The organism is Cellulomonas olei (genome assembly GCF_039548315.1).
Lineage (GTDB): Bacteria > Actinomycetota > Actinomycetes > Actinomycetales > Cellulomonadaceae > Cellulomonas.
The window spans coordinates 21,933-34,757 of record NZ_JBCLVN010000013.1 but is presented as its reverse complement, the minus strand read 5'-3'; the positions used below and the strand labels follow the sequence as shown (position 1 = coordinate 34,757).

The 12,825-nt window shown below is 76.5% G+C and carries 14 protein-coding genes; 9 read left to right on the top strand and 5 right to left on the bottom strand.

Translation table 11 applies throughout. The features are described 5' to 3' along the window. Positions 1 to 93 precede the first annotated feature (93 nt). Positions 94 to 510, bottom strand: coding sequence for a winged helix-turn-helix transcriptional regulator (locus AAHH18_RS06450; protein ID WP_343301012.1), 417 nt, complete (start codon positions 508 to 510; stop codon positions 94 to 96). 127 nt (positions 511 to 637) lie between these two features. Between AAHH18_RS06450 and AAHH18_RS06445 the strand changes: the two genes are divergently transcribed. The 5 genes from AAHH18_RS06445 to AAHH18_RS06425 all read left to right on the top strand — a co-directional run bounded on the left by AAHH18_RS06445 (position 638) and on the right by AAHH18_RS06425 (position 5,527). Further along, positions 638 to 1,501 (top strand): SDR family oxidoreductase, encoded by an 864-nt coding sequence (locus AAHH18_RS06445; RefSeq protein ID WP_343301011.1) that lies wholly within the window; start codon positions 638 to 640, stop codon positions 1,499 to 1,501. 150 nt (positions 1,502 to 1,651) lie between these two features. Continuing rightward, entirely contained in the window at positions 1,652 to 2,662 is a 1,011-nt protein-coding gene (locus AAHH18_RS06440; RefSeq protein WP_343301010.1) for a TIGR03557 family F420-dependent LLM class oxidoreductase, read from the top strand. Positions 2,663 to 2,732: 70 nt separating this feature from the next. Beyond that, positions 2,733 to 3,098 (top strand): hypothetical protein, encoded by a 366-nt coding sequence (locus AAHH18_RS06435; RefSeq protein ID WP_343301009.1) that lies wholly within the window; start codon positions 2,733 to 2,735, stop codon positions 3,096 to 3,098. Positions 3,099 to 3,260: 162 nt separating this feature from the next. After that, the gene (locus tag AAHH18_RS06430; protein ID WP_459349091.1) at positions 3,261 to 4,517 is read left to right on the top strand and encodes a VIT1/CCC1 transporter family protein; all 1,257 of its coding nucleotides are present in this window, start codon (positions 3,261 to 3,263) and stop codon (positions 4,515 to 4,517) included. Positions 4,518 to 4,588: 71 nt separating this feature from the next. Beyond that, complete coding sequence (locus AAHH18_RS06425; protein WP_343301008.1) at positions 4,589 to 5,527, top strand: siderophore-interacting protein; 939 nt, start codon at positions 4,589 to 4,591, stop codon at positions 5,525 to 5,527. Positions 5,528 to 5,934: 407 nt separating this feature from the next. Here the strand turns inward: AAHH18_RS06425 and AAHH18_RS06420 are convergent, their stop codons facing one another. Both AAHH18_RS06420 and AAHH18_RS06415 read right to left on the bottom strand, forming a co-directional pair. Next, positions 5,935 to 6,270, bottom strand: a complete 336-nt coding sequence (locus AAHH18_RS06420; protein ID WP_343301007.1) for a VOC family protein — start codon at positions 6,268 to 6,270, stop codon at positions 5,935 to 5,937. A 97-nt stretch (positions 6,271 to 6,367) separates the two neighbouring features. Then, entirely contained in the window at positions 6,368 to 7,225 is an 858-nt protein-coding gene (locus tag AAHH18_RS06415; protein ID WP_343301006.1) for a helix-turn-helix domain-containing protein, read from the bottom strand. 134 nt (positions 7,226 to 7,359) lie between these two features. On the opposite strand from AAHH18_RS06415, the gene AAHH18_RS06410 reads away from it, so the two are divergent. Then, a complete protein-coding gene (locus tag AAHH18_RS06410; RefSeq protein ID WP_343301005.1) occupies positions 7,360 to 8,388 on the top strand; it encodes an NAD-dependent epimerase/dehydratase family protein in 1,029 nt (342 codons plus the stop codon). A gap of 224 nt (positions 8,389 to 8,612) precedes the next feature. Here the strand turns inward: AAHH18_RS06410 and AAHH18_RS06405 are convergent, their stop codons facing one another. Both AAHH18_RS06405 and AAHH18_RS06400 read right to left on the bottom strand, forming a co-directional pair. Beyond that, positions 8,613 to 9,917 carry an RNA polymerase sigma factor gene (locus AAHH18_RS06405; protein ID WP_343301004.1) on the bottom strand — a complete coding sequence of 435 codons (1,305 nt, stop codon included), beginning with the start codon at positions 9,915 to 9,917 and terminating at the stop codon, positions 8,613 to 8,615. Then, a complete protein-coding gene (locus tag AAHH18_RS06400; protein WP_343301003.1) occupies positions 9,890 to 10,312 on the bottom strand; it encodes a YciI family protein in 423 nt (140 codons plus the stop codon). Before AAHH18_RS06400 ends, AAHH18_RS06405 begins: the two co-directional genes overlap by 28 nt. Positions 10,313 to 10,469: 157 nt before the next feature. Here AAHH18_RS06400 and AAHH18_RS06395 point away from each other — a divergent pair, with 157 nt between their 5' ends. From AAHH18_RS06395 to AAHH18_RS06385, 3 genes are all read left to right on the top strand, one after another. Continuing rightward, on the top strand, positions 10,470 to 10,889 hold the full coding sequence (locus tag AAHH18_RS06395; RefSeq protein WP_283318581.1) for a pyridoxamine 5'-phosphate oxidase family protein: 420 nt from the start codon (positions 10,470 to 10,472) through the stop codon (positions 10,887 to 10,889). Between the two features lie 68 nt (positions 10,890 to 10,957). After that, positions 10,958 to 11,593, top strand: coding sequence for an NINE protein (locus AAHH18_RS06390; protein ID WP_343301002.1), 636 nt, complete (start codon positions 10,958 to 10,960; stop codon positions 11,591 to 11,593). Between the two features lie 159 nt (positions 11,594 to 11,752). Then, positions 11,753 to 12,790 carry a LacI family DNA-binding transcriptional regulator gene (locus AAHH18_RS06385; RefSeq protein ID WP_283318579.1) on the top strand — a complete coding sequence of 346 codons (1,038 nt, stop codon included), beginning with the start codon at positions 11,753 to 11,755 and terminating at the stop codon, positions 12,788 to 12,790. The last annotated feature ends 35 nt before the right edge of the window (positions 12,791 to 12,825 follow it).

Below are 12,825 nucleotides of genomic sequence, written 5' to 3'. Positions count from 1 at the left end.
GAGGGGTCATCGTAGGCGCCGGGCCTGTGCGTCCCCTGGGCGGGTGCGCACGACGGCGGTCCACCGCCCGGCCCGCGCCGCGGCCGACGCGCGTCAGTCGCGGCGCACGATGGCCTCCGCGTGCGCCGCGACCCAGGACACCAGGGGCAGCAGGTGCGTGGCGAGCTCCCGGCCGAGCGGCGTCAGCGAGTAGTCGACCCGCGGCGGGATCGACGGCGTGGCCTCGCGCAGCACCAGCCCGTCGGCCTCCAGGGTCCGCAGCGTGGAGGCGAGCATCTTCTCGCTGATGCCCTCGACCACCCGCCGCAGCTCGCCCCAGCGCCGGGTGCCCTCCGACAGCGCGACCAGCACCAGCACGCCCCACTTGCTCGTCACGTGGTCCAGGACGATCCGGCTGGGGCACGCCGCGGGCAGCACGCCGTCCGTCAGCAGCTCCTGCAGCGCGCTCGACCTCGGTGCCGCACCGGGTGCGGACGACTGCAGCGGGCTGGCCTCGATGCTCACCGTCATGCCAGTACCTTACGCAGAAGTGGGTACCCGCGATCCGGAAGGTTCGCGCGGCGCCGCTGGTTGGGGCGGGTGCCGGGCGCGGGCCCGGTGGCGCCGTCACCCGGCGCGCTACGGAAGGGAAACCCCCATGTCGATCGTCGTCACCGGTGCCACCGGCCACCTGGGCCGCCTCGTCGTCGAGCACCTGCTCGCGGACGGCGTGCCCGCCGAGCAGGTCGTCGCCACCGGACGCCGCACCGAGCGGCTGGCGGACCTCGCCGAGCGCGGCGTGCGCGTGGCGGCCGTGGACTACGAGGACCCGACGACGCTGGCCGCCGCGCTGGACGGCGCCGACGTCGTGCTGCTCGTGTCCGGCAGCGAGGTCGGCCGCCGGGTCCCGCAGCACCGCGCGGTCGTCGAGGCGGCGGTGGCGGCGGGCGCGCGCCGGCTGGTCTACACGTCGGCCCCGCACGCGGACGCGACGCCGCTCGTGCTCGCGCCGGAGCACAAGGCCACGGAGGAGATCATCCGGGCGTCCGGCCTGACCTTCACGCTGCTGCGCAACGGCTGGTACACGGAGAACTACCTCGGCGACGTCCAGCAGGCCCGCGAGTCCGGGGAGATCGTCGCCGCCGTCGGCGACGGCCGGGTCGCCAGCGCCCTCCGCGACGACTTCGCGGCCGCGGCCGCCGTCGTGCTGCGGACCGAGGGCCACGACGACGCGGTGTACGAGCTGGCCGGCGACGTCGCGTGGTCGTTCGACGAGCTCGCCGCCGCGGCGTCCGAGGTGCTGGGCCGCCCCGTCGTGTTCCGCGCGGTGACGTCCGAGCAGCGCCGGGCGGACCTGCTGGCCGCCGGGCTCGACGAGGGCACCGCGGGGTTCGTGGTCGCGCTGGACGAGAACACCCGCGACGGGCTGCTCGCCGGGGGCACGGACGACCTGTCGCGGCTCATCGGGCGGCCGACGACGCCGCTCGTGGACGGGCTGCGCGCGGCGCTCGCGGAGGGCTGAGCGGCCGGGGTGCTCGGGCGGGGCTGAGCGGGCGGGGCTGTCGGGGCCGGGCGGGCGGGCGCGGACCGGACGCCGGTCGCGCCGCCCGCCGTCCCGCCCGCCGCCCCGCCCCCGGATGCCGGGTCGTCCTCCCGGTGTGAGGCTCGGAGCATGACGCGATTCGGGTACACCCTCATGACCGAGCAGTCCGGCCCGAAGCAGCTCGTCGGCTACGGCGTCGACGCGGAGCGGCTCGGGTTCGACTTCCTCGTCTCCAGCGACCACGCGTTCCCGTGGCTCGACGAGCAGGGGCACGCGCCGTACGCCTGGACGCTGCTGGGCGCGGTCGCGCAGGCCACGTCCCGGGTCGGGCTGATGACGTACGTGACCTGCCCCACCGTGCGGTACCACCCGGCGATCGTCGCGCAGAAGGCCGCGACCGTCGGCGTGCTGTCGGACGGGCGCTTCACGCTGGGGCTCGGCGCGGGGGAGAACCTCAACGAGCACGTCGTGGGCGAGCGCTGGCCGGCGGTCGGCGAGCGGCACGACATGCTGGAGGAGGCCGTCGAGATCATCCGCGCGCTGCTGGACGGCGACCGGCTGACGTTCGACGGCGTGCACTTCCGCGTGGACTCCGCCCGGCTGTGGGACCTGCCGGACCAGCCGGTCGAGATCGGCGTGGCCGTGTCGGGCGCGCAGTCGATCTCCCGGTTCGCCCCGCTGGCCGACCACCTCATCACCACCGAGCCGGAGGCCGACCTGCTGCAGGGCTGGGACGACGCCCGCGCGCAGGCGGCGGCCGAGGTCGGCGCGGAGCCGCCCGCCCCGTCCCGCAAGATCGGGCAGATCCCGATCTCCTGGGACCCTGACGTGGAGACCGCGAAGCGGCGCGCGCACGAGCAGTTCCGGTGGTTCGCCGGGGGCTGGCACGTCAACGCCGACCTGCCGACCACGGAGGCGTTCGACGCGGCCAGCCAGTACGTCCGCCCGGACGACGTCGCGGAGACGATCCCCTGCGGCCCGGACCTCGACGCGATCGTCGAGGGCGTGAGCGCCTACTGGGAGGCGGGGTTCACCGACATCGCGCTCGTGCAGGTGGGCGACGCCGCGCAGCAGCGGTTCCTCGACGAGGCCGCCGGGCCGCTGCTGGAGAAGCTGCGCGAGGCCGCGCCGTCGTCGTGACCGCGTCGTGAGCGCGTCCGGCCGTGCCCAACCGGCCGGTTGACCAACCCCACGGTTCGAGAGGAGCACCATGGCTGTCACCGCGTTCCAGGACCTGCCGCTCGCCGACCGCGACCGCGCGTGGGACGGCGCCGCCGCCGAGAAGCGCGTCCGCGCCTGGGCGGGTGCCGAGGACGGGCCGAACGAGAGGTACCGCGACGCGCACGTCTGGTGCGACGCCGACGCGAAGGAGAACGTCACGGCGTACAAGCTGCTGATCGCCGACGTCGTCGACGACCGGCTGGTGGCGGTGCCGCGGGGCGTGTTCGCCGCCGCGGCCGTCCTGCAGGGCTCGCGCGGCGGCGTGGACCTGCCGGCGAAGGACGTCGACCGCGTGAAGAGCCACCTAGCGAAGTACTACCGGAAGCTCGACGAGACGCCGCCCTGGGAGGACTGACCGGGCGCGCGCCGGGCGGGGGGGCGGCACCCCGGGTCGCCGGACCGCCGGTCGGGGACGTCCGGCGCCCTGCTCAGGGGGCCGGCGGACCCGTCGATTCGGCCTCCCGAATCGGCCCGGAACGCGTGACGTGGGCGTCGGCAGGCCCCACGATGGTGGACCGTGCCACCGACCCACAGCCCCTCCGGGGGCCACCCCGCAGCGCCCGCGCCCACCCCGACCCGCCGGCAGGTGCGCCGGTGGCGCCGCTACCTCGCGGACGAGCGGGCCGAGGCCGCCGCGTACCGCGACCTCGCGTCGCGCCGCACGGGTGAGGAGCGGGCGATCCTGCTGGCGCTCGCGGACGCCGAGAAGCGGCACGAGCAGCACTGGCTCGACCTGCTCGGCGACCAGGTGGGCCGCCCGCTGCGCGGCGACTACCGCTCGCGCGTGCTCGGCTGGCTGGCCCGGCGGTTCGGGGGCGTGTTCGTGCTCGCGCTCGCGCAGCGCGCCGAGTCCCGCTCCGCGTACGCGGACGACGCCGACGCGACCCCGACGATGGCCGCCGACGAGCGCATCCACGAGGAGGTCGTCCGCAGCCTCGCGATGCGCGGCCGCAACCGCATCTCGGGCACGTTCCGCGCCGCGGTGTTCGGCGCGAACGACGGCCTGGTGAGCAACCTCGCGCTCGTGCTCGGCATCGGCGCGAGCGGCGTCGCCACGTCCACCGTGCTCCTCACGGGCCTCGCCGGCCTGCTCGCCGGGGCGCTGTCCATGGGGGCCGGGGAGTACGTCTCCGTGCGCTCGCAGCGCGAGCTGCTCGAGGCGTCGCGGCCGAGCCGGAAGGCCCGCGAGGCGCTGCCGCACCTGGACCTCGACGCCAACGAGCTGGCGCTCGTCTACCGGGCGCGCGGGATGACGCCCGACGCCGCCCGGGAGCGCGCCGGCACCGTCCTGGCCGGGCTCGCCGTGCTGGAGGGCGCCGCGCCCGCGTCCGCGCTCACGCCCGGTGAGGGGGCGGTCGACGAGGCCGCGGACGCCGGGGCGGGTGCGGGCGGCGAGGGGGCGGCCGACGCGGGTGCCGCGACCTCGGCGGGCACGGCGGGTGCCGCGCCCGACGCGCCCGACGCGCCCGCCGAGGTCGTCGACGAGCACGAGACCGTCGGCTCCGCGGTCGGCGCCGCCGGGGCGAGCTTCTGCTTCTTCGCCACCGGTGCCCTGGTCCCCGTCGTGCCGTACCTGCTCGGCATGGAGGGCTGGCCGGCGGTCGCCCTCGCGAGCGGGCTGGTCGGCCTGGCGCTGCTCGGCACGGGGGCGACGGTCGGCGTGCTGTCCGGGTCCTCGCCGACCAAGCGCGCGCTGCGCCAGCTGGCGATCGGCTTCGGCGCCGCCGCCGCGACCTACCTGCTGGGTCTCGCGTTCGGGACGTCCGCGGCATGACGGCGGTCCACCCAGTGGGATGTGTCACACAGGGGGTGAGGTAAGGCTTGCCTTCGGGTTACGGTGGCGCCATGACCACGACCACCGCGCCGGCCGTCACCACGCCGTTCCGGTTCTTCGACGTGCGGGTCGCACGCGTCGTGGACCTCAGCCCGTCGTTCCGCCGCTTCACGTTCACCGGCGACGACCTCGACCAGTTCGCCGACAACGGCTACGACCAGCGCATCAAGCTGCTGCTCCCGCTGCCGTGCGGCTACGACACCGTCCCGCAGGGCGAGTCCTGGTACCTGCAGTGGCGCGACCTCCCCGAGGAGCTCCGCCACCCCATCCGCACCTACACCGCCCGCGCCGTCCGGCAGGACGCCCGTGAGCTCGACGTCGACGTCGTCCTGCACGGCGACGCCGGACCCGCCTCCCGCTGGGCCGCGTCCGCCGGCGTCGGCAGCTCCCTCGTCGTGCTCGGCCCCAACCGCGCGCACCCCGGGCCGTCCGGCGGCGTCGACTTCGTCCCGCCCGCCCACGCCGACCGCCTGCTCATCGCCGGCGACGAGACCGCGGTCCCCGCCATCGCCGGCATCCTCGAGCGCCTGCCCCGCGACGCCCGCGGCGAGGCCCTGCTCGAGGTCCCCGTCACCGGCGACGAGCTGCCCCTCGACGCCCCCGCCGGGGTCACCGTCCGCTGGCTCCCGCGCGACGGCGCCCCGTACGGCTCCCTGCTCGTCCCCGCCGTCCAGGCCGCCTGCACCCGCCTCATGCCCCACGAGGCCCCCGTCCCCGACGGCCTCGACCTGGAAGACGTCGACATCGACGGCGGCATCCTCTGGGAGGTCCCCGTCGACCACACCACCGGCGAGCCCCTGCGGCAGTCCGCCGCGCTCTACGCCTGGCTCGCCGGCGAGGCCGGGGCGATCAAGACGCTGCGCCGGCACCTCGTCGGCGGCTGCGGCGTCGACCGCAAGGCTGTGGCGTTCATGGGCTACTGGCGCGAGGGCCGCTCCGAGGGCGCCTAGCCCAAACGCCACCGCCACCGCCGCCCGGAGCGTCAGCCGCCCGGCCCCGCCGCTACCCGGGCGCTTCCCGCCCTCACCCCCGTCGGAGCCTCCCACGGGCGCTCGGAGGTGCCCGCGCGTCATCGGAGGCGCCCACGCGTCATCGGAGGTGTCCGCGGAGACCTCCGAGCCCGCGTCCCTCCCACCAAGCTCCGTCGGAGCCTCCGAACGTGCTCGGAGGTGTCCGCGCGTGATCGGAGGTGTGCGTGGAGGCCTCCGAGCCCGCGTGCCTTGCACCGAGCTCCGTCGGAGCCTCCGAAGGGGCGGCTGCGGCGGGGGACGTGCGCGTGGAGGACGCGCGCCGGGCTGTGGGCGTGCGTGCGGCTGCCCGAGCCGGGCAGAGCGCGTCCGGTGTCGCCGACGCCTGGTCAGGCGACGCAGAACTCGCGACCGTCCGGGTCGCGCAGGACGGTCCAGCGGCCGTGGGAGTCCGATCGTCGCGCGACGAGCGACCCGCCGGACGCCAGGGCCCGCGCCACGGTCGACGCCGGGTCGTCGGCGCGCAGGTCCAGGTGCACGTCGGTCTCCACGTGCGCGGGCCGCCCGGGCGCCGGCTGGACGATGAGGAGCAGCGTCGCGCTGCGGACGTGGACGAAGCCGTTCCCGCCGTCGGCCACCTCGCCCTCGAGCACCGCCGCCCAGAAGGCAGCCGTCCGGCCGGTGTCGGAGCTGTTGAGCGTCGCCGCGGAGACTCGCACCGTCATGCGCCGGACTGTAGGAGCGCCGCCCCGCCGCGGCGGGTGACCTCCGCCCCTGGCGCGCACGGTGCGCCTCGTGCGCCCGGGGCACCCGCTCCGCCCGTCAGGTCCCGCTTCCCGCCTCGGACGCCCGCCGGTCCCCCGCGGCCGGCACCGCGAGCGAGCCCAGCAGGGCCAGGCGCTCGGCGGTCTCGGTGCCGGGCGCCGCGTGGTAGACGACGAGCATGATGCCGTCGGTCCCGGCGACGGCGAGCTTCTCGCGATCCAGCCGGAGGTCGCCGACCACCGGGTGGTGGAGCACGACGGCGGCGCCGGCACGCTCGGCGATGTCGTGACGCGCCCACAGCCGCCGGAACTCGGGGCTGGCCAGCGACAGCTCGCCCACGAGCTCGACGACGCGCGGGTCGTCGGTGCGTCGCCCGACGGTCTTGCGGAAGCCGGCCAGCAGCGCGGCGGCGGCGCGCTCCCAGTCCTCGAACAGCGCCTGCTCGGCCGGGTCGAGGAACAGGTCGCGGAGCCGGTTCCCGCCCGGCACGAGCCGCGGGGAGATCGCGGCGGCGAGCGGGTTGGCGGCGAGGACGTCGAGGTGGCGCCCCTCCGCGAACGCGGCGACGGGCAGCTGTGCCACGAGGCGGGCGGTGCTGGCCGGGAGGACCTCGCGGCGGGGGCGTGCGCGCTCCCGACGTGGGCGGTCCGCGGCGAGGCCGAGCAGGTAGGTGTCGTCCTCGAGCTGCAGGACGCGGGCGATCGCGGACAGGACCTGGGCGGAGGGACGGCGGTCGCGGCCCTGCTCGAGCCGCAGGTAGTACTCCGCGCTGATCCCGGCGAGCATCGCGACCTCCTCGCGGCGCAGCCCCGGTACCCGCCTCACACCGAGCACGGGGATCCCGACCTGCTCCGGGGTGACGAGCTCGCGCCGGGCACGCAGGTACTCGCCCAGGGCGTTCGGCTCGTCGGTCACGTTCCGACGGTAGCGACGCGCGCCGGGCGCAGGGTGTGCCCTCCCGGTACCAGTGTCGCCAGGGGTCTGGGGCGGTGCGGGCGCGCCGCCGACGATCGTCGAGGCCGCTTCGTCACGCGATCGGGAGGGTTCCCATGTCACACGTCCTCGTCACCGGCGGGTCCGGGTTCATCGCCGGGCACGTGATCGTCCAGCTGCTGGAGCAGGGGAACACGGTGCGCGCCACCCTCCGCTCGCTGCGCACGGAGGCCGCCGTCCGCGCGGTGCTCCGCGACGCCGGCGCGGTCCGCGACGACGCGCTGACGTTCGTCGAGGCGGACCTCCTGCGGGACGCCGGCTGGGCGGCCGCGGTCGCGGGCGTCGAGCATGTCGTCCACCTCGCCTCGCCCGTACGGACCGGCAGGGTCGCGGACGAGGACGAGGTCATCGCGCCCGCCCGCGACGGGGCCCTGCGGGTGCTGCGCGCCGCCCGCGACGCGGGGGTCCGCCGCGTGGTCCTGACCTCGGCCTTCCACGCGGTCGGCTTCGGCCACGGGCCGGTCGACCGCGTGTTCACCGAGGAGGACTGGTCGCCGCTGCACGGGCCGGGCGTCGACGCGTACGGGCGCAGCAAGATCCTCGCGGAGAGGGCGGCCTGGGACTTCGTCGCGACCACCGGCGGGGCGCCGGAGCTGACGACCGTCCTCCCGGTGGCGGTCATGGGCCCGGTGATGGGCGACCAGGTCTCCGGGGCGAACCACATCGTGCTGAGCAGCCTGGCCGGCCGGATGCGCGGGTACCCGAACATGTTCGTCCCGGTCGTCGACGTGCGGGACGTGGCGGCGGCGCACGTCGCCGCGATGACGGCGACCGGTGCCGCCGGCGAGCGGTTCCTGGTCGGCACCGGCGAGCCGGCGATCGCGATGACGGAGATCGGCGCGCTGCTCCGGAACGAGCTCGGCGAGCGGGCGTCGAGGGTGCCGACCCGGCGGGTCCCGGACCTCGTCGTGCGGGCGACGGCGCTGTTCCGGGACGAGCTCAAGCCCGTGGCGGCGGACCTCGGCTACGTGAAGCGGGTGTCGACCGCCAAGACCCGCGAGGTCCTCGGCGTGACCCCGCGCCCCGCGCGCGAGGCGGTCCTCGCCGCGGGCCGGAGCATCGTCGCGCGCGGCCTCGCAGGCTGACCACGGCGCCCCCACCCCCGGACCCGCCCGGCACCCCCACCCCGCGCCCCCGCCCCGCTCCCGTCGGAGCCTCCCAGCGTGCTCGGAGAGGTCCGCGCGGGATCGGAGGTGCCCCCGGAGACCTCCGAACCCGCGTGCTCTCGACCGATTCCCCTCGGAGCCTCCGACGGGAACCTGGGTGGGGGGCGGTGCCTGAGTGGGGGGCGGTACCTGGGTGGGGGCGGTTACAGGGTTGCCGCCTTGCGTTCCAGGACCGACCGCTCGCGGGCGTTGCCGCACAACGCGGCCGCGCGCAGGAGCTCCGCCCGGGCCTCGTCGGTCCGGCCGAGGCGGGCGAGCAGCTCGCCGCGGACGCTCGGCACCAGGTACGTCCCGCGCAGGGCGCCGGCGTCGGCGAGGGCGTCGACCAGGGGCAGCGCGGCCGCCGGGCCGGACGCCTGGGAGACCGCGACGGCGCGGTTGAGCTCGACGACGGGGGACGGGGCGACCTGCGCGAGCGCCCCGTACAGCTCGACGACGCGCGCCCAGTCGGTGGCGGGCACGGAGGGGGCGAGGTCGTGCTGCTCGGCGATGGCGGCCTGGAGGCCGTACGGCCCGAGCCCGCGGCCGGCGGCGTGCGCGCGGGCCAGGGCGGCGCGGCCGCGGCGGATCGCGGACCGGTCCCACCGGCGGCGGTCCTGGTCGGCGAGCAGCACGGGCTCGCCGTCGGGGCCGGTGCGCGCGGGGAACCGGGCGGCGGTGAGCTCGAGCAGCGCGAGGAGGCCCTGGGCCTCGGGCTCGTCCGGGACCAGCCGCGCGAGCACCCGCGCGAGCCGGACCGCCTCGTGCGCGAGGTCGAGCCGGATCCAGGAGTCGCCGGTGGACGCCGACGAGCCCTCGGTGAACAGCACGTACACGACGTTCAGCACCGACCCGAGGCGCTCGGCGCGCTCGGCCGCGGGCGGGACCTCGAACCGCACGCCGGCGGCGGCGAGCGACTTCTTGGCGCGGGTGATCCGGGCCTGGACGGTCGGCACGGGGACGAGCAGCGCCGCGGCGACCTGCTCGCTGGTGAGCCCGCCGACCACCCGCAGCGTGAGCGCCAGCCGGGCCTCGCGCGGCAGCACGGGGTGGCAGGCCACGAACAGCAGCGCGAGCCGGTCGTCGTCGATCCGGTCGGGGTCCCACAGCACGTCGGGGTCGTCCGGGAGGGCGGGCGGGGCACCCGCGTGCGCGCCGCCCTCGGGCAGCCCGCGTCCCAGGGCGGCGTACCGGGTGTCCCGGGCGGACCGGCGCCGGAACGCGTCGACCGCCCGCAGCCGGCCGACGTGCAGCAGCCACGCGACGGGGTCGCGCGGGACGCCGTCGCGCGGCCACGCGACGAGGGCCTCGGCCAGCGCCTCGGACGCCACGTCCTCGGCCAGCGGGAAGTCGCCGGTGTACCGGGCGAGCGCGCCGACGATCCGCGCGGACTCGATCCGCCAGACCGCCTCGACGGCGCGCCGCCCGGCGTCGGCGGCGCTCAGTTCGTCCCGAGCTGCTCCCGCCACACGGCCTCCTTCTGGATCCACTCGTCGTCCTGCGGGAAGTCCTCGGGGCCGGTGACGCGGCGGACCTCGATCTTGTTGCCCGCGCCGTGCAGCGGGGCGCGCTTGGCCCACTCGACGGCGTCGTCGAGGGTGGGCACGTCGAGGATCCAGAAGCCGTTGAACAGCTCCTTCGTCTCGCCGTAGGGGCCGTCGGTGACGACCGGGGTCTCGGCGGTGAAGTCCACGACGGCGCCCTCGGTGGCGTCGCTCAGCCCCTCGCCGCCGACGAGCACCCCGGCCTGCATCATCGACTCGTTGTACCGGCCCATCGCGGCGATGACCTCCCGGAAGTCCAGCTCCCGGAAGGCCGCGACGCCCTCGTCGGTGCCCCGCATGATCAGCATGTACTTGGCCATCGTCGTCTCCCTCGGTGTCGGTGGCCCGCCTCCCGCGGACCCTCTCACCTCCCAGGTCGAACGGGAAGGCCCCGGATCGACAGCCGCCGGCGAGGAATCCGTGCGCGCCGCCCGGGGTTGCGCGAGGAGGATCCGCTACGCCACCGGGAGGACGACCATGGCCGCCGCGTTCACCGCCGAGGACCGCGCCCTGCTGCAGCGCCCGCTGCACGGGTTCCTCACCGTCGCCGCCGGGCCCACGCCGCCGCAGCCGCGACCGGTGTGGTTCGAGCTCGCGGACGACGGCACGGTGCAGCTGTTCACCGGCCCCGGTACGCTGAAGGTCCGCCGCCTGCGCGAGGACCCGCGGGCGTCGATCGTCGTCGCCGCGCCGGTGGGTGAGCGGGAGCACTGGGTGGCGGTGTCGGGGCCCGTGACGGTCGAGCACGACGGTGGCCACGACCTGGCGGCCCGGCTCGCGGCCCGGTACTGGGACCTGGACGACCCGGTGCGCGCGCGGGAGCTCGAGGGGCTGCTCGCCGAGGAGCAGGTCCGCCTGGTGATCCACCCGGACGCGGTGAGCCGCTACGCGTTCTGACCGCCGGCGCCCACGACGGCCCGGGAATGCCGTCCGCGGGCGGCGCCCGCCGCGCTAGTGTCCGGCGCATGACGGACGAGCAGCAGCCCCCGCAGCCGGCCGAGGGCGCGCAGCCCGTCGGCGACCCGTACCCGACGCCGCAGGACCCGCCGCCGTACCCGGGGTCCGAGCCGTACGCCGCGCAGCAGCCGTACCCGGGGCAGGACCCGTACCCGGGGCAGGACCCGTACGCCGCGCAGGACCCGTACGCCGCGCAGCAGCCGTACCCGGGGCAGGACCCGTACCCGGGGCAGGACCCATACGCCGCGCAGGACCCGTACGCCGCGCAGCAGCCGTACCCGGGCGCCGTGCAGCCGTACGCCGCCGCGTACCCGCCGCCCGTGGCGCCGCTGTACGCGAGCCCGACCGCGCCGTACGGGGTGGACCCCGCGACCGGGCTGCCCTGGTCGGACAAGAGCCGCTCCACCGCGGGCCTGCTCCAGCTCCTGCTGCCGCTGGTCGGCGTGTGCGGCGTCGGGCGGCTCTACGCGGGGCAGACGGCGATCGGCCTGCTGCAGCTGCTGGGCTTCTTCCTCGGCGGGCTGCTCATGGTGGTGCTCATCGGGTTCGTCATCGCCCCGGCCGTGTGGCTGTGGGCCGTCGTCGACGGGATCGTCCTGCTGGCCTCCGGAGGTCGTGACCAGTACGGACGCCCGCTGCGCTGACCTCGCCCCCGGCGCCGCCCCGGCGGTGTCCGCCGCAGCCGCACGTCGTGTGCGCGGCGGTGGGTTGACACGGACCCGTCCGGTGGTTCATCGTTTTGGCACTCGGCTGACAAAACGGTTTGGCAGCCACGGACACGACGAAGTGGCGGTGAGCGGCCCGTGGCAGCACGCGTGAGCATCCGGGACGTCGCCGCCCGCGCCGGGGTGTCCGCGACGACGGTCTCGCACGTGCTCAACCGCACCCCCGGCACCCGCACGTCGGCCGGCACGCAGGAGCGCGTGCGCCGCGCCGCCGAGGAGCTCGGGTACTCCGCGAACGCCGTCGCGCGCACGCTGCGCACCCGCCGGTCCGACTCCGTGGGCTTCGTCGGCGACGAGATCGCGACCACGCCGTACGCCGGGGAGCTCATCGCCGGGGCGCAGGAGGTCATCCGCGCGCACGACGGCGTGCTGCTCGTGACGAACACCGAGTACGACGCCGAGCTGGAGGCCCGCGAGGTCCGCGAGCTGCTGGACCGGGAGGTCGACGGCGTGCTGTACGCCGCGATGTACCACCGGGTGGTCCAGGTGCCGCAGGGCCTCGCGGACGTGCCGGTCGTGGTGCTCAACGCCGAGGCCGCCGGGAGCACGCACTCGTGGGTCACGCCCGACGAGGTCGCCGGCGGCCGGGACGCCGCCGCGGTGCTGCTCGACGCCGGTCACCGCCGGCTGGCCATGATCAACGACGCCGACGACATCCCGGCCTCGCACGGACGCCCCGCGGGCTTCCGCGCCGCGTGCGCCGAGGCCGGGCGCCCCGCGCAGGACGTGGTCGTCGTCCCCAGCGAGCCGACCACGGACGCCGCGCGGCGCACCGCGACCGCCCTGCTGACCGGACCCGACCGCCCCACCGGCCTGTTCTGCTTCAACGACCGCATGGCGATGGGCGCCTACCTCGCGGCGCACGCCCTCGGGCTGCGCGTCGGCGTGGACGTCTCGGTCGTCGGGTTCGACGACATGCGGATCCTCACCGAGGCGATCGACCCGCCGCTGACGTCCGTCGCCCTCCCGCACCGGGAGATGGGCGCGTGGGCGGCGCAGCAGCTGTACCAGCAGATCTCCGCGCGCGACGAGGGCCACGAGCCCGAGGTGCGCACGGTCCGGCTCCGGGGTCCGGTCGTGCACCGGGCCTCCGTCGGAACGCCGCCCCGGGAATGACCCCGGGGCGGCGCCCCAGCGACGCGTTGCAGCGC